This is a genomic window from Kribbella turkmenica, from assembly GCF_004348725.1.
GTDB classification, from domain to species: domain Bacteria; phylum Actinomycetota; class Actinomycetes; order Propionibacteriales; family Kribbellaceae; genus Kribbella; species Kribbella turkmenica.
Window position 1 is genome coordinate 1 of sequence record NZ_SMKR01000029.1, and the last position, 26,803, is coordinate 26,803.

Genomic DNA, 26,803 nt, shown 5'->3' on the forward strand with positions numbered 1-26,803 from the left:
CCACCGAAACGCGAGAAGGCCGTCAGTCCTCCGCACCGCGGAACAACGGTCAATCCCCCGCAGCGCGGGGAGGGGGCAGTCGTCTGGGGTGCGAGGAGGCGGTCGGTCCTCCGAGAAGAGGCGGATCCTCGAGCTCAACGAGTCGTTGTCGATGCTGCTGGAGTCGCTGCGGTTCACCCTCGACGACAAGCGTTGAGCAGATCCGCGAACGCCGGGCTACGGTGGCGGGACGTCGCGCGTTCGAGGGAGCTGTTGATGAACCTGGTCGAGGAAGCCACCGCCGTCGCACCCGGACTGGTCGAGCTGCGGCGGGAGCTGCACCGGATCCCCGAGGTGGGGCTCGACTTGCCGAAGACCCAGGCGCTCGTCCTGGACGCGCTGGCCGGACTGCCGTTGAAGATCACCACCGGCAAGGAGCTGACGTCGGTGGTCGGCGTACTGCGTGGTGGACAGCCGGGGCCGACGGTGTTGCTCCGTGGTGACATGGATGCGTTGCCGGTGGTCGAGGAGACCGAGCTCGAGTACGCGGCCACCAACGGGAACATGCATGCCTGCGGCCACGATCTGCACACGGCCGGGCTGGTCGGTGCGGCCCGGTTGCTGAGCGCACATCGCGAGGAACTGCGGGGCAACGTGCTCTTCATGTTCCAGCCCGGCGAGGAAGGCCTGGGCGGCGCGGGCTACATGCTCCGCGAGGGTCTGTTGCAGGCGACGGGTGACAAGCCGATCGCGGCGTACGCGATCCACGTCTGGTCGATGGCCGCGAAGGGACTGTTCCAGACCCGGCCCGGAACGGTGATGGCAGGCTCGAACCAGCTGCACGTCACGGTGCATGGCAGGGGCGGGCACGGCTCGTCGCCGCACATGACGGTCGACCCCGTGCCGGTGGTCGCCGAGCTGGTGCTGGCGTTGCAGACGTATGCGACCCGCAGGGTGAATGTCTTCGACCCGGTCGTGATCACGGTGACCCAACTCCAGGCCGGCATCGCGGTCAACGTCATCCCGAACACCGCGCGGCTCGGCGCGACAGTGCGCACTCTGTCGAACGGCACCTTCGACCAACTGTCAGGCGACCTGCCGGCGCTGGCGCAGGGGATCGCGGCCGCGCACGGTTGCACGGTTGACGCGACCTTCACCAAGCAGTATCCGGTGACGATCAACGACCCGGCACGTACGGCGGGGACCACGGCCCGACTGGGTGAGTTGTTCGGCGCGGACCGGGTGCCGCCCTTGAACGACCCGCTCATGGGGTCCGAGGACTTCTCCATGGTGCTGGCCGAGGTGCCCGGGACGTTCGTGATGCTCGGTGCGCGTCCGGACGACGTCGGCGAGGACGGTCCGTCGAACCACTCGAGCGTGGTGCGCTTCGACGACGCCGTACTGAGCGATCAGGCCGCTGCACTCGCCCACCTGGCCGCCCAGCACCTGATGTGACAGGGCTGCGGCTGGCCGGCCCGGCAGAGGCCGCCGGCCGCAGGGATCAGGACGGCGCGACGACCAGGCTGTGCGCCCCGCGGCCGCCGTAGGTGGAGTAGCCCGTCAGCGCGGGCTCGCGGTAGAACAGCCGGCTGTCGGCGTCCAGCCAGGCGGTCTCGTCGGTGGCCATCCAGGCGGTTCGGAGCGCCGGGCCGCCGAACACGACAGCACCGGAGCAGGCGAGCGGACCGGCGCGGCGGAAGGTGCTGTGCAACGGAATCTCCTCACAGGTCCCCCCACCAGGAGGCCCGGGGCCGTCGATCTCGGTGGGAACGACGGCCCCGGGCAGTTCAGGTGTGTCAGCTGACGCGGACCGTGTAGCCGCCGCGACTGCCGTAGGTGGAGTAGCCGGTGTTCAGCGGATTGCCGTAGCCGGTGTTCTCGACCCGCAGGTAGTACCGGCCGGCGGTGACCTGACGACTGAGGCTCGCGCTCAGACCGGTCGGGGTGGCCGAGTTCGACTGGCCGGCGGCCGGGTCGGCAGTGGCCAGGACCGTGCCGGCGGAGTTCAGCAGCTGGAGCTTGATGTCCAGGTCGGCGCCGGACAGGGCCGCGTTGGCGGCAAAGGTGAAGGTGCCGGCCGACAGGTCGATCCGGAACATGTCGACGTCGGAGTCACTGGCGTAGACACCGCTCACGCTGGTGCCGAGGGAGAGCGCGGTGGCGTTGCTCGTGGTGTTGCCGTGTTCGTCGGCCCGCAGCGTCAGACCGTTCTGGCCGGCCACCGCGAAGTCGTCTTCTTTGTTGTTGGCACCGGAGTACTCGCCCTTGCTCCACTGGCTGATCGCCTTGGAGTAGCCGACGCCCATGATCGGCGCCCAGGCGCCGTGACCCTGGTAGTACCCGACGGACCCCGTACCGTCGTGGCTGAGGCCGATGTTGTGACCGGCCTCGTGCGACGCGGCCTCGGCGATGTTCTTCGCGCCGGTCCCGACACCCTTGGTGAAGACCAGGGCGGGCTGGTAGTACGAGTGGTTGCTGGTGTTGTCGTACACACCGACGTACGCGACGCCGCCGCAGCCACAGCCGGACTGGTACCAGGTGGTCGGGTCGATCAGGACTCGCGTGCCGTACTGCTGGTCGGACGCCCCGGACCGGGTGATCGCGGCCGCGGCCGGCTCTTGAGTGGTGACGTCCACGTCGAACGGCGCGTAGTCCTCGGCCACCCGGGCCCAGACGTCACGGACCACGTCCTGCTCGGCGGTGCTCCACGTGCTCGGGTTGCCGTTCGTGTCGTACGGCGTGACGTTCACGGTGGCCGGTTTGCCGTTGGTGTTCCACGCCGTACCGGTGATCGTGTGGCCGGTGAAGTCCAGGTAGATGACCCGGTTGGATCCCGGCTTGCTGTGCAGCTCGAACGCCGGTCCGGTAGCGGCGGCGACCGCATCCTTGGCCCACCGCGGGGACGGCGCCGCGACCTGCTTCGTGCCGGAGACCGGCTCGCGGTAGAAGAGCTTGCCGTCCTTGTCCAGCCAGCTGGTCTCGTCCGTGGCCAGGATCTGCTGCAGCTTTGCGGCGGGGATGCCGTTGCGCTCGGACAGCTCGGCGAGTCGGGACTGGACGCGGCCGAGCGCGCTCTTACCCTGGAGCTCCTGACCGAGGAGCTGGTCGATCGGGGTGGGGACGGGTTGCTGGGCGTCGGCCTGGTTGCCGGCCACGACGGCCAGCGCACCGAAAATGACGGCACCGGCGCCGGCAAGGGCACCGGTGCGGCGGATACGGGTGTGCATTAGGGGGTCCTCCTCAGGGACTCCTACGCCTCACTTGTGATGTGCCTCACGTGCGGTGGGCGGTTCCGCACTGTGCGTAGCCTGCCCGATGGTTGCCCGGGTGGGAATAGCTTTCCGCCGAATTAACAGTCGTCTGCGCCGCGACCACCGACCCGTCGGCGGGACATGATGGGGCCGACGCGACGAGGGGAGAACCGATGCGGTTCATGATGATGTTCATGGCCAGCGACAAGTCCGAGGCCGGGGAGAATCCGAGCGAGAAGAGCCTGGACGAGATGACCCGGGTGATGGCCGAGATGGCCGAGAAGGGCGTCCTGCTCGCGGGCGAGGGACTGCTGCCGAGCTCGGCCGGTTTCCGGCTGGAGCTGTCCGGGGGCAAGCAGCGCGTCGTCGACGGCCCGTTCGCCGAGAGCAAGGAACTGATCGCCGGGTTCTGCCTGATCGAGGTCGCCTCCCGCGAGGAGGCGATGGAGTGGGGCTGGCGCTGCCTGGCCGCCGACGACGGCAACACCGGCCGGCTGGAGATCCGGCAGGTCGCGACCGAGGACGACTTCGGCGACGAGTTCACGGCCGAGGCGCGGGCCCGCGAGGCGGCGACCGCCAAGCTGCTGGCCGACCGTCAGAGCACCAGCACCTGACGGATCGACGTACCGCCGGCGAGCCGGTCGAACGCCTCGTTGAGATCGTCCAGCCCGACGGTGGAGGTCAGCAGTCGGTCGACCGGCAGGCGACCGGCCCGGTACAGCGCGATGTAGCGCGGGATGTCCCGGCTGGGGACCGACGAGCCGAGGTACGAGCCCTTCACCGTGCGCTCCTCGGCGACCAGGCTGACCGCGGGCACGCTGAACGTCTGCGCGGGATGCGGCAGGCCGACGGTCACGGTGGTGCCGCCGCGGCGGGTGGCGGCGTACGCCTGCTCCAGCACCTTCGCACTGCCGACGGTCTCGAAGGCGTAGTCGGCCCCGCCTGAGGTCGCTGCTCTGATCTCCTCCACCGCCTCGCTGCCGGCGTCGACGGTGTGGGTGGCTCCCAGGGCCCGAGCCAGTTCGAGCTTCTCCGGGACGAGGTCGACCGCGATGACTGGATGCGCTCCGACCAGGACAGCACCGAGGAGCGCGGACAGCCCGACACCGCCGAGGCCGAAGATCACCGCGCTCCGCCCGGCCCGGACCTGGGCTGTGTTCACCACCGCGCCGACGCCGGTCAGCACCGCACACCCGAACAACGCCGCGATCTCCGGCGGCAGCTCCCGGTCGATCCTGACCGCCGACCGTGCGGACACCACCGCGTGGTCGGCGAACCCCGACACGCCGAGATGGTGATGCACCCCGTCAAGCCGTCGTACGCCGTTCAGCAACGTGCCGGCGGTGTTGGCGGCGGCGCCCGGCTCACACAGAGCGGCCCGGCCCTCGGCACACGGGCCGCACTCCCCGCACGCCGGCACGAAGGCGAACGCCACCGTGTCGCCGGGCGCGAACCCGGGCGCTTCCGAAGTGACGACCTCGCCGGTGGCCTCGTGCCCGAGCAGCATCGGCATCACGCGCGGACGGGAGCCGTCGACCACGGACAGGTCGGAGTGACACAGCCCCGCGGCCCGGATCCGGACCAGCAGCTCGCCCGGTCCGGGCGGCGCCAGCTCGATCTCCTCGATCCGCAGCGGACGCGATTCGGCGTACGGGGCGGGCAGGCCCGTCTCCCGCAGTACGGCGCCACGCACGATCATCCGGTGATCCCTTCGAGTGCCTCGCGGATCCGGTCCGGGACCGGTACCGGGCGGCGGTCCTCCCGGCCGACGAACACGTGCACGAACCGGCCGGTCGCGGCGGGCTGGTCCGAGCCCTCGCGGAACAGGCCGATCTCGTAGCGGACGCTCGAGCTCCCCACCCGGCCGGCCCGCAGCCCCGCGTCGACGGTGCCCGGGAACTCCAGCGACTGCTCGAACGTGCACTGCGAGTCGACGCAGAGCCCGATCACTTCGCCGCGGTAAATGTCCAGCCCGCCGACCCGGATCAGGAAGTCGTTGATCACGGTGTCGAAGAAGCTGTAGTACTCCACGTTGTTCACGTGCCCGTAGACGTCGTTGTCCTTCCACCGCAGTGTGATCCCCAGGAAGTGCGGGAAGGAGCTCCTGTCCATCGGCCCACCATAAGGTGATCGGCATGAGATTCGTCCTGATCCCGGGCGCGGGGTGCACGTCGTGGCACTGGCATCCGGTCACCGGCGAACTGGTCCGCCGCGGCCACGACGTGATCGCGGTCGACCTGCCGTGCGACGACCCGTCGGCGGGGCTTCCGGAGTACGTCGACGCCGTGCTGAGCGCCGTACCCGACGGCGGCGAGGTCGTGGTGGTGGCGCACTCGATGGGTGGGTTCACCGGTGCGATGGTGTGTCAGCGGCTGCCGGTCCGGGAGTTCGTGCTGGTCGCGGGCATGGTGCCGGCGGCCGGGGAGCGGATCGAGGACTGGTGGGCGAACACCGGCTACGACTGGGTCGAGGACGGCACCGACACGTTCTTCCACGATCTGCCGGAAGACGTCGCGACCGAGGCCCGGAGGCACCTGTGGGAGCAGGAGGACAGGCCGATGGCCGAACCGTGCGCGATCGATCGGTGGCCGGACGTCCCGACCCGGGCGGTGATCGGGCTGGACGACAAACTGTTCCCGGCAGCCTTCATGCGCCGGATGACACGTGAACGGCTGGGCTTCGCGCCCGACGAGCTGCCGGGCGCACACTTCCCGATGCTCGGTCACCCGAAGGTCCCGGCCAGCTATCTGACGAGCTGACACCCGGGGCGCCGCATCGCTTACCCGAGTATCGGCGTCCCGGCCTCGACATCCCCCAACCTACGGTGCCGTAACCTACGGTGCCGTAGGGTGGGTGGAATCGCCGACGAAGGAGATTCTGGTGACCGACAAGCTGGTGACGAATCTGCTGCACGAACTGGAGCCTGTGGTCGAGCGGAATCTCGAACGACACCTCGCCATCACCCAGGACTGGAATCCGCACGACTACGTGCCGTGGAGCGAGGGCCGCGACTTCGCCTTCCTCGGCGGTGACGACTGGTCGCCGGAGCAGTCCCGGCTCGACCCGGTGGCCAAGGTCGCGATGATCACCAACCTGCTGACCGAGGACAACCTGCCCTCGTACCACCGGGAGATCGCGACCCAGTTCGGACTCGGCGGCGCGTGGGGTACCTGGGTCGGCCGTTGGACCGCCGAGGAGGGCAGGCACGGGATCGCCCTGCGTGACTACCTCGTCGTGACTCGCGGTGTCGACCCGGTCGAGTTGGAGACCGCCAGGATGGCTCACATGACGGCCGGCCACGAGGTCGACAAGAACATGCTGGAAGCGATCGCCTACGTCAGCTTCCAGGAACTGGCCACGCGAGTCTCACACCGCAACACCGGGAAGGCGACCGGCTGCCCGATCGCGGACCAGTTGCTGGCCCGGATCGCCACCGACGAGAACCTGCACATGATCTTCTACCGGAACCTGGTCGCCGCGGCCTTCGAGACGGCGCCGAACGAGACCATGCGAGCGGTCACCAACGAGGTGACGAGCTTCTCGATGCCGGGCGCCACGATGGAGGGCTTCGCCCGCAACTCGGTGACGATCGCCAAGGCCGGCATCTACGACCTGCGCCTGCACCACGACGAGGTGGTCGCGCCGATCCTGCGGATGTGGAAGGTCTTCGACCGCGAGGATCTCTCCGGCGACGGCGCCCGGGCACGCGACGAGCTTGCCGGGTTCATGACCGGACTCGACACCCAGGCAACCCGCTTCGTCGAGCAACGCGACCGCTTGCGAGCCCGCCAGGCCGCCCGCACGACCGCCTGACGACGTCAACCCCCTACTCAGGTCCTGACGGTTAGGCTGCGGACGTGCGGTTCATCCGGGATCTGGCGACGCTGCTGCGGCGGGGAGATTTCCGGCGGTTGTTCGCGGTCCGGCTGACGTCGCAGTTCGGCGACGGGGTGTTCCAGGTCGCGCTGGCGTCGTACGTGCTGTTCTCCCCGGAGCGGGCGCCGGACGCGGCCGCGATCGCGGGGTTGTTCGCGGTGGCACTGCTGCCGTACTCCGTCCTCGGCCCGTTCACCGGCGTCCTGCTGGACCGGTGGTCACGGCGGCAGATCCTGTTCGGGGCCAACCTCACCCGGGCGGCGCTGGTCGTCGGAATCGGCGCGATCGTTGCGATCGGCAACGCGGGAGTGCCGTTCTACCTCGCCGTACTGCTGACCCTCGGAGTCAACCGGTTCCTGCTGTCGGGCCTGTCCGCGGGCCTCCCGCACGTGGTCGACCGCGACGAGCTGGTGATGGCGAACGCGGTCACGCCGACCTCGGGTACGGCGTCCTTCCTCGTCGGCGGCGGAATCGGTGCCGGGGTCAAGCTGATCGTCGACTCCGACCTGGCCGTCCTCGGGCTCACGGTCCTCGTGTACACCGCCGCGGCCCTGCTCGCCCTCCGGCTCGGTCGACACCGACTCGGCCCCGACCTGAACGGTGAGGAGCCCGGCTTCCTCGAGGCGATCCGGACGATCGCGAAGGGCCTGGCCGACGGCGGCCGCCACTTGCGGGAGCGCAGGCAGGCCGCCCTCGGACTCGCCGCGATCGGCTCGCTGCGGTTCTTCTTCGGGCTCGTCACGGTCGCGATGATCCTGCTGTACCGGAACTACCTCTACGGCCCCGACCGTCTGGACGATGCCTTCGGCGCGCTCGCCGTCGCGACCGGCGCGGTCGGCGCGGGCCTGTTCCTGGCCGCGCTCGTGACCCCGTGGGCGACCCGAGTGATGACATTGCGGCAGTGGATCACGGCGTTGTTCGTCGCGGCCGCGGCGGTGACCGCGATGCCCGGCGGGCTCTACACGCAGCCCGCGCTGATCGCGGCCGGGTTTCTTACCGGCTTCTGCGCGCAGGGCGTGAAGATCAGCGTCGACACCCTCGTTCAGACGGGTGTCGACGACGTCTACCGCGGCCGGGTGTTCTCCCTCTACGACATGATCTTCAACGTCGGGCAGGTCTCCGCGGCCGCGCTCGGCGCGGTGGTCCTGCCCGACGACGGGAAGTCGTACCCGGTGCTGGCCTTCATCGTGCTCGGCTTCCTCCTCACCGCGGTCGTGTACGCGCGGCTCAGCCGGGACGGGTCAGGTACCGCGGAGCGCGGTGATGGGCTGAATGGCGGAGGCTTTCCACGCGGGGTACGTGCCGGCGACCAGGCCGATGAACGCACCCAGCAGGGGTGACCCGAACGCGAGCCGGTTGTCCAGGATCGGGGTCCAGTCCCGCACCCACGACACTCCCACGGTGAGCAGTACGCCGACCGCCGTGCCGAGCAGACCGCCGAGGAACCCGACGATCACGCTCTCCACCAGGAACTGGATCGCGACATGTCTTCGGGCCGCGCCGAGCGCCCGGCGGAGGCCGATCTCGGAGATGCGTTCGAGCACCGACAGCAGGGTCACGTTCGCGATGCCGAGGCCGCCGACGAGCAGGGCGACCGCACCGAGGAGGAGGAACAGCGCGTTCAGGTCGGACTCGACCCCCTTGCGGACGGCGCCCTGCTTCGGCGGGGCGTCGACGTTCAGGGTGCTCGGGTCGTTCGGCTGGATCGCGATCGGGGCCTGACCGGCGATCAGCTGGGCCGCGCCGACCTGGGTGCGGATCTCGACGGCGTCCGGTGACTCCAGGTCGTACGCCGTCTTCGCCGTACCGTTCGGCATGATCACCGCGTCGTTCAGCTCGGCCCGGCCGGAGACGGAGTCGAGGATGCCGATCACCGTGTACGGCTCGTCGCCGATGAACACCGCGGGCTGGGAGTCGACCCGGTTGACGCCGAGCCGGCTCGCCGCGTGCTTGCCGAGGACAACCACCTTGTCGGCGCGCCGGTCGTGGCCGGCGTCGAAGAACCGGCCGGTCCGCAGTACCGCGCGCACCGCGTCGAACAGCCCGGCCGAGCCCGCCATCACCTTCAGCGCGTGCCCGTCCTTCTGGCCGTCCAGCGCCGCGACACTGCGGACCAGGTCGTCGCCGACGTCCAGCGTGCTCACGGTGCCGGCGGCGTCGACGCCGTTCAGCCGCTGGATCCGGTCGGGCGCGTCCCAGGGGAGCTGGGTCGCCGCCTCGCCTTCCTGACCACCCTTCTCCTCCGGCTGGACGACGACCCGCGTCGCCGCCGCCAGGTCGAACCGCTGGGTGATCTGCCCCGACGCCGTCTGCCCGAGCCCCACCGTCGCCACCAGCGCGGCGATTCCGAGCACGGTCCCCAGCGTGGTCAGGATCAGCCGCGTCGGACGAGCCGCCACACCAGCCAGCGCCTCGTCCAGCAGGTCTCGTGCTGCCGGTCTGCTTCTGAGGCGCCGGCGGGCGCGGCGTGAGGTGGACGGCCCGCCGGCGGGATCCGGGGGGCCTGCTTCGGTCACCACTGGAGGGTTCCGTCGACGATGCGGACCTGGCGCTGGGCCCGGCTGCTCACGTGGTCGTCGTGGGTGATGACGGCCAGCGTCATCCCCTCGTGGTGCAACTCGTCGAACACTTCGAGGATCGCCTCCGCGTTGGCACTGTCCAGGTTGCCGGTCGGTTCGTCCGCGAGCAGCAGGCTCGGCTCGGCGACCAGCGCCCGCGCGATCGCGACCCGTTGCCGCTCACCGCCGGAGAGCGTGGTCGGCGCGAAGTCCATCCGGTGCGCGAGCCCCACCCGCTGCAACGCCACCCGTGCCCGCGCCATCCGCTCACGCCGCGGCACTCCGACGTACACCATCGAGAGCGCGACGTTCTCCAGAACGGTCCGGTGGTCGAGCAGGTGGAACGACTGGAACACGAACCCGATCCGCTCACCCCGCAGTACGGCGCGACGCCGCTCGCGCAGACTCATCGTGTCCACCCCGTCGAGCCGGTAGACCCCGCCGGTCGGGTTGTCCAGCAGCCCGAGCAGATGCAGCAGCGTGGACTTCCCCGAGCCCGACGGCCCGACGATCGAGAGGTACTCCCCCTGCCCGATGGTCAGGTCGACCTCCCGGATCGCCTGTACTTCGGGCGGCCCGGGAAAGAACCGCCGTACGCCGATCATCTCCACCACCGGAGCCGGCAGGGCAACGGCGGTCTCGCTCATCCACGTTTCGCTTCGCTCGCTCATGTCCCGACCACCACCTGGTCGCCCTCGGACAGCTTGGCGTCGCCGCTCGGCGTGACCTGGGCGAATCCGTCGGCCGACAGCCCGACCGTGACCGGGATCAGCTCGACCTTGCCGTCCCGCAGGACCTCGACCCGCGAGCCACCGTCCGGTCCGGACGACAATGCGGCCACCGGTACGGCGAGCACCTTGCCGGCCGTGCTCTTGACCGGGATCGTCACCCGGACATTCGCGTCGCGGAACAGCGCGAGTTGCTTCGCCGTCAGCGTGTTCGGGGCGACCACGACGTCGTACTGGTCGCCGTTCCGGGTGATCCGGCGGACCTTGCCGGCCACCGCGGTCCCCTCACCGAGGTCGAGGGTCGCGGCCATGCCGGCCTTCAGTCGCTCGGCTGTCTGCGCGTCGACCTTCACCGTGACGACGAGTGCGGCCCCGCTGGCGGACATGACCACGCCGTTCACGGTCCCGCCGCGCTCGACCTTCACGTCGTCGACCCGGCGCGGAAGCGTCTTCACGTAGACGACCTCCGACACCGGCAGCGGCGTACCGGCCTTGAACTCGGCCTCGTACAGCGCTTCCTGCGCGTCGGCCAGGTTCTCCTCGGCGTCGTCGACGGCGCCCTGCTGCACGGAGGTGTCCTTCGCCTTCGCGTCCTTGGCCTGCTTCAACTGGGCCTTCGCCTGCCGGAGAGCGTTCTTCATCTGGTCGACGGTCTTGTCCGCCTGGTCGACGGCCTGGCGGAGTGGCTCCGACGGCTCCGGCGCGTCGTACCCGGCCTTCTCGTAGAGCCGCTCGACCGCCCGCGAGGTGTCGGTGTCGTACTCGTCGTCGACCTCGCCCGGGTCCAGGCCGAGCCGGTCCAGCGTCTGCTCGAGCTGGAGTACGTCGGGCCCCTGGCTGCCCGGCGACAGCGTCCGATACATCGGCAGTACGCCGGCCAGCCCGATGACCGGCCGACCGGTGATCTCGAGCAGCGCCTTGCCCTCGGTGATGGTCGAGCCGACCGTCGGGACCTTGCCCGTCACGATCGCCGGCGTGTTCAGGCCGCTGGTCTCCACCCGGAGGTTCACCGCGCCGTCGAACGAGGCGTCGCCCCGGCCGACGACCTTGCTGGACAGTGCCTTCTTCTCCACCGGCACGGTGATCTGGGACGCCTTCGGGGCCGCGGTCTTCGCGGCCGCGTCCTCCGGCGAGGTGATCCGGGTGCCGGCGGCCACGCCCACTCCGAGCGAGACCGCGGCGACCGCGGAGACGCCGACCAGCACCCGGCGGCGGGACCTGGGCGAAGCGGTCACCGGTTCGCCATTCCGTCGCGGTACGCCTCGAGCTCGGCCTTGTGCTGCTCGACGAACTCCTTCTCCTGCTCCCACTGCACCGTCTTGTACGGCTCGTCGTACACCTTGGCCCGGCACTTCTGGTCGGCCACCGCCAGATCGATCTCGAACTTCCGCAGCTCGGCCAGCTTGGCCGCGTCGACCTTGTCGAACGACGGCGGGCCCTTCACGGTCTTGCCCGGGCCGCTGCTGTTCGGCTGGTTCCCGGTCAGCTCGTCGAGCTTCTGGCTGACCTTCTCCCGCGGCTCGTCGATCTTCTTGTAGCCGGCCTGGCCGGCCTCGGCCAGGCAGTCGGCCCACGCGGTGGTCGCGTCGACCACCCGCTGGTCGTCCTCGATCCGCTTCGCGAGCGCCTCGATGTCCTTGAACAGGTTGTCGTACTTCTTGAACTCGGCCTCGCGGTCCTCGCCCTTGCCGTAGACCTCCTGGACGGCCTTGCCCCGGCAGCCGAGGTCCATCTGGCCGCTGTTCTTCGGGCCCGTCCCCTCCTTGGGGGCGATCACCACCGCGCCGTTCGCGGTCGCGTTCGGTCCGTTGAGGGCCTTGTCGTACGCCTTCTGCGCGGCCGGCGAGAGCGCGTTGCGGATCTTCGTGTTCGGGTTGTCGCCGTCGTCGGCGCCGGCCTTGGACCAGTCGATCGTGCTGATGCCGTAGCCGTACTGCTCGGCGAACTTGTCCGGCGGCAGGTTGAAGGCCTCGTCGAACTTGCCCTTCGGCTGCGACTCCGGCGGGACCGGGACGTACTCGAACCCGGCGGCCTTCATGCAGGCCGCGGTCCCGTCCTCGACCTTGCGCTGCTTGGCGAGCTCCTCCTCCGACGACCCGTCCCCGCCGCCGACCCGGACCGCCATCCGCATCCCGCCACCGGACGAGTTGACGAACCCCTCACCCATGTACTCCGCGAGCGGGCTCTTGTCACTTTTCTGATCACCGGCCGCCGCGTCCGGGTCATTCGAGTTTCCACAGCCGGCCAGCGCGAGCACGGCGACGACGGCGAGTGCTGTTCGTGAGGTTCTCATGGCTGTGGAGCGTGCCGCCGGAGCGGTGAAGAACCTGTGAAGGAGCCGTTTGCACCCGATGCTCTCAGCCGATCTTCATCGGATTCTCAAGATCTTCGGCGACATTGATCGGTATGCCAGCCCGGATTCTTGTCGCGGAAGACGATCTGAAGCAGGCGGAGCTGATCCGGCGGTATCTCGAGCGGGAGGGCCATCTGACCGTCGTCGTGCACGACGGGCGGGCCGCGATCGACGAGGCCCGCCGGCGCAGCCCGGACCTGCTGGTGCTCGACGTGATGATGCCCAAGGTCGACGGCCTGGACGTGTGCCGGGTGCTGCGGGCCGATGGTGAGGTGCCGATCATCATGCTGACCGCCCGGTCCACCGAGGACGACCTGCTGCTCGGCCTCGACCTGGGCGCGGACGACTACCTGACCAAGCCGTACAACCCGCGGGAGCTGGTCGCCCGGGTCCGGACCGTGCTGCGGCGTACCCGCAGCCGGGCCGAGGGCCAGGTGTACCGGGTCGGCGAGCTGGAGATCGACCCGATCCGGCACGAGGTCCGGCTGGCCGGCCGCCTGGTCGAGGTGACGCCGGCGGAGTTCAAGATCCTGGCCTGCCTGGCGGCCTCCCCCGGGCGGGCGTTCTCCCGGCAGCAGCTGCTCGAGCACGCGTTCGGGTTCGACCACTACGTGTTCGACCGGACGATCGACGTCCACGTGATGAACCTCCGGAAGAAGATCGAGCCGTCCCCGGGCACGCCGGCGTACCTGAAGACCGTGTACGGCGTGGGCTACAAGCTCGCCGACGCGACCACGGTGGTGGCCTCCGATGCGCCGTAGCGTGCTCGTCCGGTTCCTCGGACTGTCCCTCGCGGTCGCGCTCGGTGCGGTGATCGCGACCGCGGTGATCGCGACCTACAGCACCTCGGAGCAGTTGCAAGGCGAGATCGACGCGAACACGGGCCAACTGCAGGTCGACGGCCGGATCTACGCCGCGCTGGCGGAGTACGCCGCGGATCACCCGACCTGGAGTGAAGTCGACAAACTGGTCAACGAGCTGGCCGACGACCTGGGCCGCCGGGTCGCGCTGACCGAGCCGGACGGCAGCGTCATCGCCGACTCGGCCCGGGTGTTCGGCGCCGGCCCCGAACTCCCGTCGGTACCGGCGGCGACGATCGACGCGAGCAGCGATGGGATGGGGAAATTCGCCGGGTCCGTCAGCGTGGTCTCCGGTCGCAAGGCAGCAGCTGCCGGGAAGGCGAACGATCCCGTGATGACGGCCGCGGTGGCACCGCCGTACCCGAACTACCTCGAGTGGGGCTTCACCGACGAGGAGCTCGAGGAGCGGCAGCGACTGGCCGAGAAGGCGGCCACGTGCTACCGCGCGCAGGGCAAGGTCGCCACCGTGTCCAGCGGCGGCCGGAACACCCCCCAGGTCGTGGTGGAGAACGGCAAGACCGTCAACGGCACAACGGTGATGGAGATCTCCAAGCCGATCCTGGACAAGTGCACGCCGCCCGAGCTGAGAGCGCCGAGCGCCAAGGCGAAGGTCGTGAACGACGACGAGATCCGGCGCGCGACCGCCTGCCTCGACGCCGCCGGGGAGAAGTACGGCATCACCGAGGTCGACGGGCTGAAGTATGTCGAACCGCCGAAGGACGAGCTGATGAGCGAGACGCTCGCCCGCTGCACGTCCGAGGCGCGGTCGCAGGCGCTGGCGCCGTACGTCGCTCCGGCGGCCAAGCTCTACCTGGGTGAGAAGAGCACGTTCAACGTGTTCTCCGGTGAGGGCATGCTGCGGACCGCGGCCACAGCGCTCGGGGTGCTGCTGATCGCGGCGCTGGTAATGGTGTTCGCCGGGCGGCGCCTGGTCCGGCCGATCGTCGCACTGACCGGGGCGGCGCAGCGGATGCGGAACGGCGACCACGCGGCCCGGGTGCCGGTGACCGGCAAGGACGAGGTGTCCCGGCTCGGGCACGCGTTCAATGCGATGGCGGAGTCGATCCAGCGGCACGACCACCAGCGGAAGGCGATGGTGAGCGACGTCGCGCACGAGTTGCGGACCCCACTGGCCAACATCAAGGGGTACCTGGTCGCGTCCGAGGACGGCGTCGTACCGCTGGATCGTGAACTTGTGAGTTCGCTGCTGGAGGAGACGGGGCTGCTGGAGCACCTCGTCGCCGACCTGCAGGACCTGGCGCTGGCCGACGCCGGCATGCTCCGGATGCATCCGGCGCCGCGCGATCTGTCCGAGCTGGCGCAGCAGGTGGTGTCCGCGCACCGGCCGGCGGCTGAGTCGGCCGGGGTTTCCCTGACGGCCGAGGTCCACGGGCCGGCAACGGCGTCCGTCGACAGCGCCCGGATCCGCCAGGCGCTCGGCAACCTGGTGTCGAACGCGATCCGCTTCACGCCGTCCGGTGGTCGTGTGGTTCTCGGCGTACGAGGGATTGCCGACGGCTACAACCTGACCGTCACGGACAACGGCACCGGCATCGCCGACGAGCATCTCCCGCATCTGTTCGACCGCTTCTACCGCGCCGAGCAGTCCCGCAGCCGGACGACGGGCGGCAGCGGACTCGGCCTGGCCATCACCAAGCATCTGGCCGAGGCCCACGGCGGCCGGATCACGGTCAGCAGCCGGCTCGGTTCCGGGTCCGCCTTCACGATCTGGATCCCGGCTGGCTAACCTCGCGGTTGTGGCTGCCCGGAAGGCGCGCGTCGCCGACGTGCACGAGATCGCACGGTCGATGCCGCACGTCACCGTCTGGGAGCGGGACGACGGGACGAACCGGCCTGTCTACCAGGTCGGCGGGAAGTCGTTCGTGTTCTTCCGGACCGCGCGGCCGGACGCCTTCGACCCGGACACCGGCGAGCGGTACGACGACGTGATCATGATCTGGGTCGAGTCCGAGGAGGAGAAGCTCGCGCTGGTGTCGGACGAGTCGAACCCGTTCTTCACCACCCCGCACTTCGACGGCCACCCGTCGGTCCTCGTCCGCGCCAGCGAGCTCGGCGGCCTCAGCAGGCAGGAGCTCACCGAAATCATCCAGGACGCCTGGCTCTCCCGCGCCTCGAACCGCCGCGCCACGACATGGCTCGAGGAACACCGCCTCGGCTGACCTTCCGCTGTCACACTGAGCGCTGTGAGCTACCCACCGCCCGGTCCGCAGGATCAGCGTCCGCAGGACCGGACCCACGGCTACGTCCCGGGCTCGGCCGCGCCCGACTACGGCCGGCCGCCCCGGAAGAACCGCGCCGGGCTGATCATCACCCTGCTGCTGGTCCTACTGGTCGCCGTCCTCGGCGTCGGCGGCGTCGTCGCCTATCGCCTGATCTCGGACAAGACCTCGTCGGCCCCTGACCCCTTCCGCACGTCGGCCGCACCGGCGTCGACCCCCGACCCGACGGTCCCGCCGTCGCAGCCGCCCAAGACCTCTCGACCGTCGGCCACCAAGCGACCTGTCACGCCCCGGCCGGTCGCCACTCCACCCGTTACCGGGTCACGCCCGAACGCCACCGAGCACGCCCGCCGCTTCGTTGCCCAGCTCAACGCGAACAACCCCACCGCGGCGGCCGCCCTCGCCTGCCAGAGCTCGAGACAACTGATCCGCACCCTCATGCGAACCCACCTTCAGCCGCCGACCAGCCTCACCACCGGCACCCCGATCGGTCAGCAGACCACCTTCGTGATCCCGCTCTCCGGCACCACCAGAGGCGCCACCGTCTCAGGCGTCGTCATCATCCACGACCTCGACGCCGAGCCACTCTGCGTCCGAGTCTTCAACCTCACCCCCCGCTGAGCCGCGCACGAGCGGATCTGCTCATCCACCCCGGCGTTCTGTGATCGCGTGCCCCCAGTCCCTCCGCATGCGCCCACCACCGATGCCGACCGGACAGGCCGACCGCCGCCTCAGGCGGGCCCGAGGGCGCGGGCGGTGTCGTGGAGGTCCGACCCGGTCGGGAGGGTGGCGATGATGGGGGTGTCCAGGCCGTTGTCGAGGTAGCGGTTGATGTGGGCGCGGCACTCGGACGGCGTGCCGTGGACGATGAGGTCGTCGATGACTTCGGTCGGTACGGCGGCCATCGCGGCGTTGCGATCGCCGGCGGCCCAGGCTTCGCGCAGTTCCTTCATCGCCTCGCCGCGCCCCAGCCAGTCGTGGAAGGCGGCGTACCCGGGGACCGTCAGGTACGTCGCGATCAGGAAGCGGCCGATGTTGCGGGCCATCTCCGCGTCCTCGGTGACGCAGACGAAGATCCGGGCCGCCAGTTCCCTGTCCGGTCCGAGCTCGGCGCGGACCTGCCGGACGTCGTCCGCCGAGAGCCAGTTCGTGATCGCGCCGTCGGCCTCCCGGGCCGCGAGCCGCAGCATCTGCGGCCGGAGTGCGGCGAGCATGATCGCCGGCGGCACGTCCGGTGGCTTCTCCAGCCGGAACCGCCGGATGGTGAAGCTGTCGAACTCGCCGTCAACCCTCTCCCCGGCGAACGCCTGCCGGAGGAACCGCAGGACGTCCCGGGTCCGGGCCAGCGGCGGGTCGTACGCGATCCCGTTCCACCCGGTCACGATCGTCTCCGACGACGCCCCGATCCCGAGCACGAACCGTCCCGGCGCGAGGTCCGCCAGCGTCGCCGCACTCATCGCCAACGCAGCGGGCCCCCGCGTGTGCACCGGTACGACGGCCGTCCCCAACCGGAGCCGCTCGTCCCACTCGGACGCGAGCACCAACGGGCTGAACGCGTCCGTGCCGGCCACCTCCGCCGACCACAGATCCGTGTACCCCAACGCGGCCAACTCGGCGATCAGCGCCCGGTGCTCGCGCAGCGGCACCCCGGTCAGCGGAACGGTCAGTCCCCACCGCATCAGATCATCCTCTTCAGCAACGGCAGCGGCGCGAACTTCATCACCCGCGCCAGCGGCACCCACGGCCACGGCGGCACGTACGCCGTCGCCTTCTCGGCCTCGATCGCGGCGACGATCGCCCGTACGCCGGGAACGGTGTCCACGATCAGCGGCGTGTTCGCGACGTGGTCGTTCATCTCGGACCGGATGTAGCCGGGATAGATCGTGCTGACCTTGATCGGCGTGCCGAGCAACTCCAGCCGCAGTCCTTCGGCCAGCGACGCCAGCCCCGCCTTCGTCGCGGCGTACGTGGTCACCGTCCTCGGCAGGCCGCGGAGCGCGGAGACGGAGGCGATGAAGGCCAGGTGGCCGGCGTTCCGGGCGCGGAACAGTCCGAGCGCGGCCTCGGCCTGGGCGAGCGCGCCGACGAAGTTCGTCATCGCGGTCTGCAGGTTGGCGTCGAACCGTCCGGTTCCGAGCGGCGCGCCCTTGCCGAGACCGGCGTTCACCACGATCCGGTCCAGCGTCAGCTCGGCGTCGGCCTTCCGGAACACCTCGAAGACCTGCTCGTGGTCGTTCACGTCGAGGGTGTGGACGACCACCGTCAGCCCCGGATGCCGTTCGGTCAGCTCGGCGCGCAACGCCTCCAGCCGGTCCTTCCGCCGCGCGGTCAGCACCAGGCTGCGGCCCTTCGCGGCGAACTGCCGGGCCATCTCCTCACCCAGCCCGGAGCTCGCTCCGGTGATCAGGACGTTGCGTCGCATCACTGTTCCTATCTATAGGAGAGCAATTCGGTGCCGTCGAGGTGGGCGTGCTCGTTGTAGCTCACCACGGTCAGGTCGCTGCGACCCGACACGACCTTGGTGATCGCCGTGTTGATCGTGACCGGGTTCAGACTCGGCCACAGGTCGTCGCCACCGGACAGCAGCCGGCTCACGACCGCCGCGATCGGTCCGCCGGACGTGAACACGACCGCGGTCTCACCTTTTCCGAGTCGCTCCGCGGTACGCCGTATTGCCGCCTCCGAGCGTTCACAGAAGTCCGCGAAGCTCTCGGTGTAGCCGTCGCCACCCCGGACCCATCGCTCGGTCGCAGCCGTGAACATCTCCTGGAAGTACGCCGGTTTGTGGGCGACGATGATCTCCTCGTGGTCGAACTCGTCGAAGCCCCGGTCGATCTCGGGCGCGAACCCCGCGAGCGCCGCGGTCTGCGCGTGCCGCCGCATCGAGCCGGACACCACCACCGCCGGCGAGACTCCGCGAGCGACCAGAGTCTTGCCGAGCAGGGCCGCCTGCCGCTCGCCCATCGGCGACAGCCGGTCGTAGTCACTCTTGCCGAACGACGCCTGCGCGTGCCGGATCAGGTAGACGGTCGGCATTCAGCCCCTCATGATCCGGCGACAGCGCCGCTCGAGCAGGTTGACCGGGAGCCAGAGGCTCTTGAACCGCGGATTCCGGGTCTGCTTGTGGTGGTAGCGGTAGTAGATCTGCTGCGCGATCACGGCCAGCCGGAACAGCCCGAACACCTCGTAGAAGGCCCAGTTCTCCGGTGTCAGTCCGGAGCGGTCCGCGTAGTACCGCACGATCTCGTCGCGCGACGGCATGCCGGGCGCGTCCGACGGCTGCAGCCGGAAGCGGCGGAACGCCCAGTCGTCGTCGGCCTGCACCCAGTACGCGAGCGCACTGCCGAGATCCAGCCACGGGTCGCCGAGCGTCGCGAGTTCCCAGTCGAGAACGCCGACCACCGTCAACGGGTCGTCCGGCGCGAGCACGATGTTGTCGAGCCGGAAGTCGTTGTGGATCACGCAGGTGCCGCTGTCCGCCGGCTGGTTGGCGGCGAGCCAGGCCATCACGCGCTCGTAGCTGGGCACGTTCCAGGTCTTGGCCTTGCGGTAGCGGGCCGTCCACCCGGTGACCTGGCGTTCGACGTACCCGTCGCCGCGGCCGAGATCGGTGAGACCGGCCTGGCCGGCGTCCACCTGGTGGAGGTCGACCAGGATGTCGATCATCGTGAAGCAGAGCTGCCGGGTCTGCTCCGGCGTCAGCTCCACGCCGAGCTCCTGCCGGCGCGGGATGGTGCCCTCGACCCGCTCCATCACGTAGAACTCGGAGCCGATCACCTCGGTGTCATTGCAGTGGGCAACCATCTCGGGCACGTACGGGAACACCGGTTTCAGGGCTGCCTGGATGCGGTACTCCCGGGCCATGTCGTGCGCGCCCTTCGCCTTCGTCCCGGCCGGCGGACGTCGCAGGATCAGGTCGTGGCCGTCGTACCGCAGGAGGTAGGTCAGGTTCGAGGCGCCGCCGGAGAACTGCCTGACCTCCGGAAGCCCGGCCGGGAGCTCGGTGTGCTGCCGCAGCCAGCCGTCCATCGCCGGCACGTCGAAGGCGTCCTCGTCCCGGACCGCCCGAGCGCCATCACTCATCACCGGAGTCGGCCCGCCCCCGGGCCCGGGCGGCGATCTTGCGCATCTGGCGGTCGTAGAGCGGCCGGGCGAACCGCTTGGTCCGCCAGGCCATCAGCGCCGGCCGGTCCGGAATGATCAGGAACTGCTTCTTCTTGATCCCGGCGATCACCCCGGCGGCGATCTCCTCGGCCGACCGCGGCGACTTCTCGATCAGCTGCCGCGCGGTCGCACCCATCGCCGTGTCCGCGCCCCGGATCGAGTCGGCCAGGTTGGTCCGGAAGAACGACGGGCAGACCACCGACACGGTGACGTCGTACGGGTGCAGTTCGTGCGACAGCGTCTCCGAGAGCGCGACGACGCCGGCCTTGACCGTGTTGTACGAGCTCATCATCGGCGGATGGACGAGCCCGGCCGCGGACGCGGTGTTGACGATGTGACCGGACCGTTGTCGCTTGAACACCGGCGTGAAGGCCCGGCAGCCGCGGACGACCCCCATCAGGTTGATGTCGACGACCCGGTCCCACTCGTCCAGCGACTCGATGTCGATCCGGCCGCCGGTCGCGATCCCGGCATTGTTGAGCAGGATGTCGAGACCGCCCCAGTGCTGCTCACACCACTCGACCGCCTTGGCCCAGTCTCCCGGGCTGCGGACATCGAGCTCCAGGTACGACGCCCCGTCCTCCGGTCCGTCGACCGACACGTCGGAACTGAGCACCTGGTGGCCTTCGGCAACAAACTGGGAGACCAGAGCGGCGCCGAGTCCGCTGGCGCCGCCGGTGACGAGGACTCGGCTCACTTCGCCTCCCGGTACTGCGCCAGATACGGAGCCAACTCGAGCTTCGCGACCACGTTGCGGTGGACCTCGTCGGGCCCGTCCGCCAACCGCAGTGCCCGCGCACTCGTCCACGCCGCCGCGAGCGGGAAGTCGTCGGACAGCCCGCCGCCGCCGTGCAGCTGAATGGCCATGTCGATCACGTCCTGCGCCATCCGCGGGACGGCGACCTTGATCTGGCTCACCTCGCTCAACGCACCGGCGAGCCCCTTGGTGTCCAGCAGGTACGCCGTCTGCAGCACGAGCAACCGTGCCTGGTTGATCGCGATCCGGGCGTCCGCGATCCGTTCGCGGTTGCCGCCGAGATCGACCAGCGGCTTGCCGAACGCCGTCCGGCTGGTGCCACGCCGGAGGGTGAGCTCGAGCGCCTTCTCGGCCAGCCCGATCAGCCGCATGCAGTGGTGCACCCGGCCCGGACCGAGGCGGCCCTGCGCGATCTCGAACGCGCGGCCGAGCCCGACCAGGATGTTGCTCGCCGGCACCCGGACGTCGGTGAACGACACCTCGCCGTGGCCGTGCGGCTCGTCGTACTGGTGCATCGTGGGCAGCAGGCGCTCCACCTTGACCCCGGGGGTGCTGCGGGGCACGAGCACCATCGTGTGCCGCGCGTACCGGTGGGCCCCGGGGTCGGTGCGGCCCATGAAGACGAGCAGCTCGCAGTCCGGGTGGCCGATGCCCGTGCTCCACCACTTGCGGCCGTTGATGACGACGTCGTCGCCGTCGAGGATCGCGGTCGCGGACATGTTGGTCGCGTCCGAGGAGGCGACGTCCGGCTCGGTCATGCAGAACGCGGACCGGATCGCGCCGTCCAGCAACGGCTCGAGCCATTGCTTCTTCTGCTCGGGCGTCCCGTACCGGAGCAGGACCTCCATGTTGCCGGTGTCGGGCGCGTTGCAGTTGAAGACGTACGGCGCCAGGAACGACCGCCCGGTGACCTCGGCGATCGGGGCGTAGTCGACGTTCGGCAGGCCTTCGCCGTACTGCTCGTTGCCCGGCTCGGCGACCGGGAGGAACAGGTTCCAGAGTCCTTGCTCGCGGGCTTTCGCCTGCAGCTCCTTGAACACCGGCTGCGGGAGCCACGGGTCGGCGGCGGTCCTGGTCGCGGCGTGCAACTCCGCCTCGACCGGTTCGATCTCGGTCCGGATGAACTCCGCGACCCGGCCGACGAGCTCGTTCGCCCGGGCCGAATGTTCGAACTCCATCAGGCTCCCCTCGGTCTTCTTGACCGTAGCGCAGCGTCTAAGCAATGCTCAATAGCGTGAGTCAGCGCTGGACCGCGGAGGATCGCCGCAAGCAACTGGTCCGGATCGGCCTGATGATGCTGCGCACGCAACCGATCCACGAGCTGTCGATCGACGCGGTCGCGGGCCAGGCCGGGATCTCGCGCGGGCTGCTGTTCCACTACTTCCCGAGCAAGCGGGACTACTACGTCGCGGTCATCTCGGCCGCCGGACGCCGGCTGCTGCGGGTCACCAAGCCGGACGAGTCGCTGCCGCCGCCCGAGCAGCTCCGGCAGATGCTGCTGGCTTTCGTTGCCTTCGTCACCCGTCGGCGGGACGCCTACATCTCTTTCGTCCGCGGCGCCGCCGGCGGCGACAACTACGTCGTCGAGGTGTACGCCGAGACCCGCACGGGCCTCACCGACCGGGTGCTCGACGTGATCGGCTCTCCCCACGCGAACACCGCCGAACGCATGACGGTGCACGCGTGGTTCGCGTATGTCGAGGACCTGGCCATCGAGTGGTCCGGCCTGCCGGAGGAGGACCGCCCCACCACCGACGAAGAACTGGTCGATCACGCGATCGCGGCGCTCGAAGCGCTCCGGAAGTTGTGACCCCGGACCACATCCACCCCTCCCAAGCACCTCGCACCGCCTCAGCCACGCGGGTGCGAGGTGCTCATGTGCCTGACGCTGCCGGGCCGGTGGACTCTCGGACGACCAACTCGGTCGCGAGCTCCACGTGCAGGGCTTCCAGGGCGTGGCGGTCGAGGAGGCGGGTGAGGAGGCTGACGGCCATCCGGCCCATCTCCTGCAGGGGCTGGCGAACGGTGGTCAGCTGAGGGGTCGTCGCCCGGCTGAGGTCGATGTCGTCGAAACCGGCGATCGACACCTCACCAGGAATCGAGAGACCGCGCTCGGCGGCCGCCTGGACCGCGCCGACGGCGGCCTTGTCGTTGAAGGCGACCAGGGCCGTCGGCCGCGGATCGAGGTCGAGCAACTTGGTCGCGGCGCGGTATCCGTGCGCCGTGGTCGGCTCGACGTGCCGGACCAGCACGGGCTCCGGAAGGATGCCGACGTCCGCGAGAGCGGCCGCATGACCGCTCAACCGCGCATCGGCCGCGAGCCACTCGCGTGGACCCGCGATCACCCCGATCCGGGTGTGGCCGAGTGACGTCAGGTGCGCGGTGACCTGCCGGGCGCCCGAGTGATGGGCGGCCGAGACCGACGCGATGTCGCGCGGCAGCGTGGTCCTCGGATCGACCACGACGAACGGGAACCGCCGGCTGCTCAGCCGGACCAGGTCCGCACCCGGCTCCGGCGGCAGGATCAGGATCGCGCCGCCGACCCCGCGCTGAGCCGGCAGCCGCGACAACACCGGGTCACCAGCGGAGGCCTGCCCTGCGTTCAGGATCACCTGGCGCCCGTGCCGGTCGAGCGTCTCCGCGATCGACGACACGATCAGGCCGAAGTAGTCCGTCAGCACGTACGGGCACCGGACGTACACCGCTCCGTCGACGGGCTTCGGCGTACCACCGCGAGGACTCGGCGCACGCAGCCCGAGCTCCTCGACGGCCCGCTCCACCAGTCGCCGGGTCTCCGGGGCCACTCTCCCCTGCTGGTTGAGCACCCGGGACACGGTGGCGATCGAAACTCCGGTCGCCGCCGCGACATCGCGAACGGTTGCGCGATCCCTAGGCATTTGTTACATCACCGTGTTTCACGCTCAGCACTCTACGCCGCCGCTCCCAGATCTTGACAGCGCCCGCGCCCGAGCGTTTCCTGTGGCCGTTTGTTTCATTCGAGGAGTGCGATGAGAACACAGGCAGTCGGAGTCGCCCTGGCACTGGCCGTGACCTCACTCACCAGTCCTGCCCAGGCCCATCCGCCAACGTCCACGGCCCGGGTCTGGGTCACCACCCCCGATCGCGCCGAGCTGCTGCACGAGCGTGCCCCGGTCAGCTTCCGGCGCGGCGCGAGCGACCTGACGACGATCACGGTCGACCCGCGGACGTCGTACCAGAGCATCGACGGCTTCGGTGCCTCGATCACGGACTCGTCCGCGAACGTGCTCTACCGGCTCAGTCCGGCCGAGCGGGAGAAGACGATGCGGGCGCTGTTCGACCCGAAGCAGGGCATCGGCGTCAGCTTCCTCCGTCAGCCGGTCGGCTCGTCGGACTTCACCGCCGAGACCGAGCACTACACGTACGACGACGTACCGCCCGGCCGGACCGACTTCGGGCTGACGCACTTCAGCATCGCGCACGACGAGCAGCAGATCCTCCCGTTGCTGCGGCGGGCCAAGCAGCTCAACCCGGCGCTCAAGGTGATGGCGACGCCGTGGAGCCCGCCGGCCTGGATGAAGACCGGCGACTCGCTGGTCGGCGGCCGGCTCAAGGACGACCCGGCCGTGTACGACGCCTACGCGCGCTACCTCGTGAAGTTCGTCCAGGCGTACACGAGAGCCGGCGTACCGGTCGACTTCCTCTCGATCCAGAACGAGCCGCAGAACCGCACGCCGAGCGCCTACCCGGGCACGGACCTGCCGGTCCGCCAGGCGGCCGCGGTGATCGAGCGCCTCGGCCCGCTGCTGCGCAAGGCGAGCCCGCGGACGAAGATCCTCGGCTACGACCACAACTGGACCACGCACCCCGGCGACATCGCCTCCACGCCGCCCGGCGAGGACCCGGAGACCGACTACCCGTACAAGCTCCTGCAGTCCCCGGCCGCGCGCTGGATCGCGGGTACGGCGTACCACTGTTACTCCGGCGACCCGTCGAAGCAGACCGACCTGCACAAGGCGTTTCCGTCGAAGGGCATCTGGTTCACCGAGTGCTCCGGCTCGCACGGCCCGGACGACACGCCGCCGCAGATCTTCCGCGGCACGCTCACCTGGCACGCCCGCACCCTGATGATCGGCACCACCCGCAACTGGGCGAAGTCGGTCGTCAACTGGAACATCGCGCTCGACTCGACCGGCGGCCCGCACCTCGGCGGCTGCGACACCTGCACCGGCTTGGTCGCGCTCCACCCGGACGGAACGGTCAGCAAGGACGCCGAGTACTTCACCATCGGCCACCTGTCGAAGTTCGTGAAGCCGGGTGCGGTCCGGATCGGGAGTACGTCGTACGGCACCACCGGGTGGAACGGCCACCTGATGTCCGTCGCCTTTCGCAACCCCGACGGTTCGACGGCGCTGCTGGTCCACAACGAGAACGACGACCCGCGCTCGTTCGCGGTCGCCGTCGGCGATCGCTCGTTCGAGTACGACCTGCCCGGTGGTGCGATCGCGACCTTCACCTGGGACCGCAACGGCTCGGCACCGCGGCCGGTCCCACTGGACGGCGCTACCGCGACCGCTTCGGTGAACGCAGCCGAGGCCGGGCTGGCGATCGACGCCGACGGATCGACGGTCTGGCAGAGCAAGCAGGCCCAAGCACCCGGTCAGTGGCTCCAGGTCGATCTCGGATCGGCACGCCACTTCCGCCAGGTCGCGCTCGACAGCGGCGGCCACCTCGGCGACTACGCCGCCGGCTGGCAAGTTGCCACGAGCAACGACGGCGTGCACTGGTCTGATGCGGTGACCGGCCGGTCCACCGGGCAGCTCACCACCGTTGACCTCCACCCAACCAGGGCGAGGTACCTACGGGTGACGTCCACCGCCACCAGCAACCACTGGTGGAGCCTCGCAGACCTACGCCTCTACCACTGACCCGAACCACAATCCGGAAACTGCCGCGAGCCGCCCGAACTTCGTAGCTGGTAGCCACCGGGCGGCCAGGGAGGAGACGGCGTCGCCCCGGCGCCGGCTACCTCGAACACGCCATGACCTGTGCTGCAGCATGTCGATCATCCTCGAATGCGCGCTGCGGGCCCCGCGGCTTCGGCTCTGGTGAACTTGCGGCTCGGTTGCGGTGATTCGGTGTCGTTCAAATGTGGGCGGTGATGCGGTGGCGCCTGGTGAAGTCGGCCGTGAGGCGGCCGAGCGTTGCGGGGTCTCGGAGTGGCAGTAGGTGATCGGTGCCGGGGATCGTGGTCGTCTCGGTGTCAGCGGCCAGCATCGTGGCGATGTGGGCGATGATCGCATGGACGATTGACGGGCTGTCGCCTCCCTGCACGAACAGCACGGGCTGGGCGATCCTGGACGCGATGGCTCGGTCGAACGTCCAGTGCTGAACCGCGGGGACCTCCTCGCGGAAGAAGAAGCCACAGTCCCGCTCCGCGCGCTGGATGCCCTCCGGCCCGAGGGCAGCAAGCAACACGTCGCGGTAGTCCTGGGCACACACCTGACGCATGAAGGTGTCAAACAGAGCGACCAGATCGGCACCCGCCCGCGCCATGGCCGCCATGGCCTGGTAGGACTCGCGGATGCCGGCGGCCTCGTTCGGCGGGGCGAGGGCGGGCGCGATGGCCGGCTCGACGAGCACGAGGCTTTGCACCAGTTCAGGGCGTTCGACCGCGAGTTGTAGGCCGATCAAGGAGCCCGAGGAGTGCCCGAGAACGTGGGCCCGCTGAATCTGGAGGCTGTCGAGGATAGCTGCGCAATGCCGGGCATGGTCGGCGATGGTCAGGTGCCGGCCCGGCTTCGGCGCCGTGGTGTCGTATCCGACCCGACGCGTTTGCAGGACGCGGAAGTCCTTGAGCGTGGCGTCGTGGGCGAGCGGAGTGAACCATGCATCGAACACCCCGGCATGGACCAGCAGCAGCGGCTCGCCGTCGCCTCGCTCGAAGAACTCCACCGTCTCCTCGCCGACGTCCAGTCGGCGCCGGACCGCGTTGCCGTTCGTCACTTCGTCGCCCCCTCAATTGGTACCACTAAGACTAAATTGAACTTAGTGCTAC

At 69.7% G+C, this 26,803-nt stretch carries 27 protein-coding genes; 11 read left to right on the plus strand and 16 right to left on the minus strand.

All coding sequences use genetic code 11. From position 1 onward, the window contains the following. The first annotated feature begins 255 nt into the window (after window positions 1-255). Window positions 256-1,434 carry a M20 metallopeptidase family protein gene (locus E1218_RS09075; protein ID WP_132318234.1) on the plus strand — a complete coding sequence of 393 codons (1,179 nt, stop codon included), beginning with the start codon at window positions 256-258 and terminating at the stop codon, window positions 1,432-1,434. 46 nt (window positions 1,435-1,480) lie between these two features. Here E1218_RS09075 and E1218_RS09080 read toward each other — a convergent pair whose 3' ends face one another. Both E1218_RS09080 and E1218_RS09085 read right to left on the minus strand, forming a co-directional pair. After that, entirely contained in the window at window positions 1,481-1,690 is a 210-nt protein-coding gene (locus E1218_RS09080) for a hypothetical protein (RefSeq protein ID WP_132318236.1), read from the minus strand. 85 nt (window positions 1,691-1,775) lie between these two features. Further along, window positions 1,776-3,206 (minus strand): zinc-dependent metalloprotease family protein, encoded by a 1,431-nt coding sequence (locus tag E1218_RS09085; protein WP_132318238.1) that lies wholly within the window; start codon window positions 3,204-3,206, stop codon window positions 1,776-1,778. 197 nt (window positions 3,207-3,403) lie between these two features. Here E1218_RS09085 and E1218_RS09090 point away from each other — a divergent pair, with 197 nt between their 5' ends. Beyond that, window positions 3,404-3,844 carry a YciI family protein gene (locus E1218_RS09090; protein WP_132318240.1) on the plus strand — a complete coding sequence of 147 codons (441 nt, stop codon included), beginning with the start codon at window positions 3,404-3,406 and terminating at the stop codon, window positions 3,842-3,844. Here E1218_RS09090 and E1218_RS09095 read toward each other — a convergent pair. Together E1218_RS09095 and E1218_RS09100 are read right to left on the minus strand one after the other, a co-directional pair. Next, window positions 3,826-4,929 (minus strand): zinc-dependent alcohol dehydrogenase family protein, encoded by a 1,104-nt coding sequence (locus E1218_RS09095; protein WP_132318242.1) that lies wholly within the window; start codon window positions 4,927-4,929, stop codon window positions 3,826-3,828. The genes E1218_RS09090 and E1218_RS09095 overlap by 19 nt on opposite strands. Next, window positions 4,926-5,342 (minus strand): acyl-CoA thioesterase, encoded by a 417-nt coding sequence (locus tag E1218_RS09100; protein ID WP_132318244.1) that lies wholly within the window; start codon window positions 5,340-5,342, stop codon window positions 4,926-4,928. The genes E1218_RS09095 and E1218_RS09100 overlap by 4 nt, the downstream gene beginning before the upstream one ends. Before the next feature lie 23 nt (window positions 5,343-5,365). Between E1218_RS09100 and E1218_RS09105 the strand changes: the two genes are divergently transcribed. The 3 genes from E1218_RS09105 (at window position 5,366) to E1218_RS09115 (ending at window position 8,446) form a co-directional block, all read left to right on the plus strand. Then, window positions 5,366-5,989 (plus strand): alpha/beta fold hydrolase, encoded by a 624-nt coding sequence (locus tag E1218_RS09105; RefSeq protein WP_132318246.1) that lies wholly within the window; start codon window positions 5,366-5,368, stop codon window positions 5,987-5,989. 121 nt (window positions 5,990-6,110) lie between these two features. Beyond that, window positions 6,111-7,043 (plus strand): acyl-ACP desaturase, encoded by a 933-nt coding sequence (locus E1218_RS09110; RefSeq protein ID WP_132318248.1) that lies wholly within the window; start codon window positions 6,111-6,113, stop codon window positions 7,041-7,043. Between the two features lie 44 nt (window positions 7,044-7,087). Continuing rightward, window positions 7,088-8,446, plus strand: a complete 1,359-nt coding sequence (locus E1218_RS09115) for an MFS transporter (RefSeq protein WP_132318250.1) — start codon at window positions 7,088-7,090, stop codon at window positions 8,444-8,446. Here E1218_RS09115 and E1218_RS09120 read toward each other — a convergent pair. From E1218_RS09120 to E1218_RS09135, 4 genes are read right to left on the minus strand one after another with little or no spacing between them, the layout of a single operon-like run. Continuing rightward, window positions 8,348-9,622, minus strand: coding sequence for an ABC transporter permease (locus E1218_RS09120; protein WP_165949197.1), 1,275 nt, complete (start codon window positions 9,620-9,622; stop codon window positions 8,348-8,350). The genes E1218_RS09115 and E1218_RS09120 overlap by 99 nt on opposite strands. Continuing rightward, window positions 9,619-10,311: an ABC transporter ATP-binding protein gene (locus E1218_RS09125; RefSeq protein WP_132318254.1), complete on the minus strand. Its 693-nt coding sequence runs from the start codon at window positions 10,309-10,311 to the stop codon at window positions 9,619-9,621. The genes E1218_RS09120 and E1218_RS09125 overlap by 4 nt, the downstream gene beginning before the upstream one ends. Window positions 10,312-10,331: 20 nt before the next feature. Next, the gene (locus tag E1218_RS09130; RefSeq protein ID WP_132318256.1) at window positions 10,332-11,627 is read right to left on the minus strand and encodes a peptidoglycan-binding protein; all 1,296 of its coding nucleotides are present in this window, start codon (window positions 11,625-11,627) and stop codon (window positions 10,332-10,334) included. After that, window positions 11,624-12,685, minus strand: a complete 1,062-nt coding sequence (locus E1218_RS09135) for a hypothetical protein (RefSeq protein ID WP_132318258.1) — start codon at window positions 12,683-12,685, stop codon at window positions 11,624-11,626. The genes E1218_RS09130 and E1218_RS09135 overlap by 4 nt, the downstream gene beginning before the upstream one ends. A gap of 113 nt (window positions 12,686-12,798) precedes the next feature. Between E1218_RS09135 and E1218_RS09140 the strand changes: the two genes are divergently transcribed. From E1218_RS09140 to E1218_RS09155, 4 genes are read left to right on the plus strand one after another with little or no spacing between them, the layout of a single operon-like run. Then, window positions 12,799-13,506, plus strand: coding sequence for a response regulator transcription factor (locus E1218_RS09140; protein ID WP_132318260.1), 708 nt, complete (start codon window positions 12,799-12,801; stop codon window positions 13,504-13,506). Beyond that, a complete protein-coding gene (locus E1218_RS09145; protein ID WP_132318262.1) occupies window positions 13,496-15,352 on the plus strand; it encodes a sensor histidine kinase in 1,857 nt (618 codons plus the stop codon). Before E1218_RS09140 ends, E1218_RS09145 begins: the two co-directional genes overlap by 11 nt. A gap of 10 nt (window positions 15,353-15,362) precedes the next feature. After that, window positions 15,363-15,785, plus strand: a complete 423-nt coding sequence (locus E1218_RS09150; RefSeq protein ID WP_233712110.1) for an MmcQ/YjbR family DNA-binding protein — start codon at window positions 15,363-15,365, stop codon at window positions 15,783-15,785. Window positions 15,786-15,809: 24 nt separating this feature from the next. Beyond that, complete coding sequence (locus tag E1218_RS09155) at window positions 15,810-16,466, plus strand: hypothetical protein (protein WP_132318264.1); 657 nt, start codon at window positions 15,810-15,812, stop codon at window positions 16,464-16,466. Between the two features lie 110 nt (window positions 16,467-16,576). On the opposite strand, the gene E1218_RS09160 is transcribed toward E1218_RS09155, so the two are convergent. From E1218_RS09160 to E1218_RS09185, 6 genes are read right to left on the minus strand one after another with little or no spacing between them, the layout of a single operon-like run. Further along, entirely contained in the window at window positions 16,577-17,524 is a 948-nt protein-coding gene (locus E1218_RS09160; protein ID WP_132318266.1) for an LLM class F420-dependent oxidoreductase, read from the minus strand. Next, window positions 17,524-18,267 (minus strand): SDR family oxidoreductase, encoded by a 744-nt coding sequence (locus tag E1218_RS09165; protein WP_132318268.1) that lies wholly within the window; start codon window positions 18,265-18,267, stop codon window positions 17,524-17,526. The genes E1218_RS09160 and E1218_RS09165 overlap by 1 nt, the downstream gene beginning before the upstream one ends. A gap of 8 nt (window positions 18,268-18,275) precedes the next feature. Further along, window positions 18,276-18,881 (minus strand): histidine phosphatase family protein, encoded by a 606-nt coding sequence (locus E1218_RS09170; RefSeq protein WP_132318270.1) that lies wholly within the window; start codon window positions 18,879-18,881, stop codon window positions 18,276-18,278. Then, a complete protein-coding gene (locus E1218_RS09175) occupies window positions 18,882-19,928 on the minus strand; it encodes a phosphotransferase family protein (RefSeq protein WP_132318272.1) in 1,047 nt (348 codons plus the stop codon). Further along, window positions 19,921-20,706, minus strand: a complete 786-nt coding sequence (locus E1218_RS09180) for an SDR family NAD(P)-dependent oxidoreductase (RefSeq protein ID WP_132318274.1) — start codon at window positions 20,704-20,706, stop codon at window positions 19,921-19,923. The genes E1218_RS09175 and E1218_RS09180 overlap by 8 nt, the downstream gene beginning before the upstream one ends. Next, window positions 20,703-21,944, minus strand: a complete 1,242-nt coding sequence (locus E1218_RS09185) for an acyl-CoA dehydrogenase family protein (RefSeq protein ID WP_132318276.1) — start codon at window positions 21,942-21,944, stop codon at window positions 20,703-20,705. Before E1218_RS09185 ends, E1218_RS09180 begins: the two co-directional genes overlap by 4 nt. Window positions 21,945-21,988: 44 nt before the next feature. Between E1218_RS09185 and E1218_RS09190 the strand changes: the two genes are divergently transcribed. Next, a complete protein-coding gene (locus tag E1218_RS09190; protein ID WP_165949198.1) occupies window positions 21,989-22,576 on the plus strand; it encodes a TetR/AcrR family transcriptional regulator in 588 nt (195 codons plus the stop codon). A 64-nt stretch (window positions 22,577-22,640) separates the two neighbouring features. Here E1218_RS09190 and E1218_RS09195 read toward each other — a convergent pair whose 3' ends face one another. Beyond that, complete coding sequence (locus E1218_RS09195) at window positions 22,641-23,663, minus strand: LacI family DNA-binding transcriptional regulator (protein WP_132318278.1); 1,023 nt, start codon at window positions 23,661-23,663, stop codon at window positions 22,641-22,643. A gap of 111 nt (window positions 23,664-23,774) precedes the next feature. Here E1218_RS09195 and E1218_RS09200 point away from each other — a divergent pair, with 111 nt between their 5' ends. Beyond that, window positions 23,775-25,673: a discoidin domain-containing protein gene (locus E1218_RS09200; RefSeq protein ID WP_132318280.1), complete on the plus strand. Its 1,899-nt coding sequence runs from the start codon at window positions 23,775-23,777 to the stop codon at window positions 25,671-25,673. A 217-nt stretch (window positions 25,674-25,890) separates the two neighbouring features. On the opposite strand, the gene E1218_RS09205 is transcribed toward E1218_RS09200, so the two are convergent. Further along, the gene (locus E1218_RS09205; RefSeq protein WP_132318282.1) at window positions 25,891-26,751 is read right to left on the minus strand and encodes an alpha/beta fold hydrolase; all 861 of its coding nucleotides are present in this window, start codon (window positions 26,749-26,751) and stop codon (window positions 25,891-25,893) included. Window positions 26,752-26,803 lie beyond the last annotated feature (52 nt).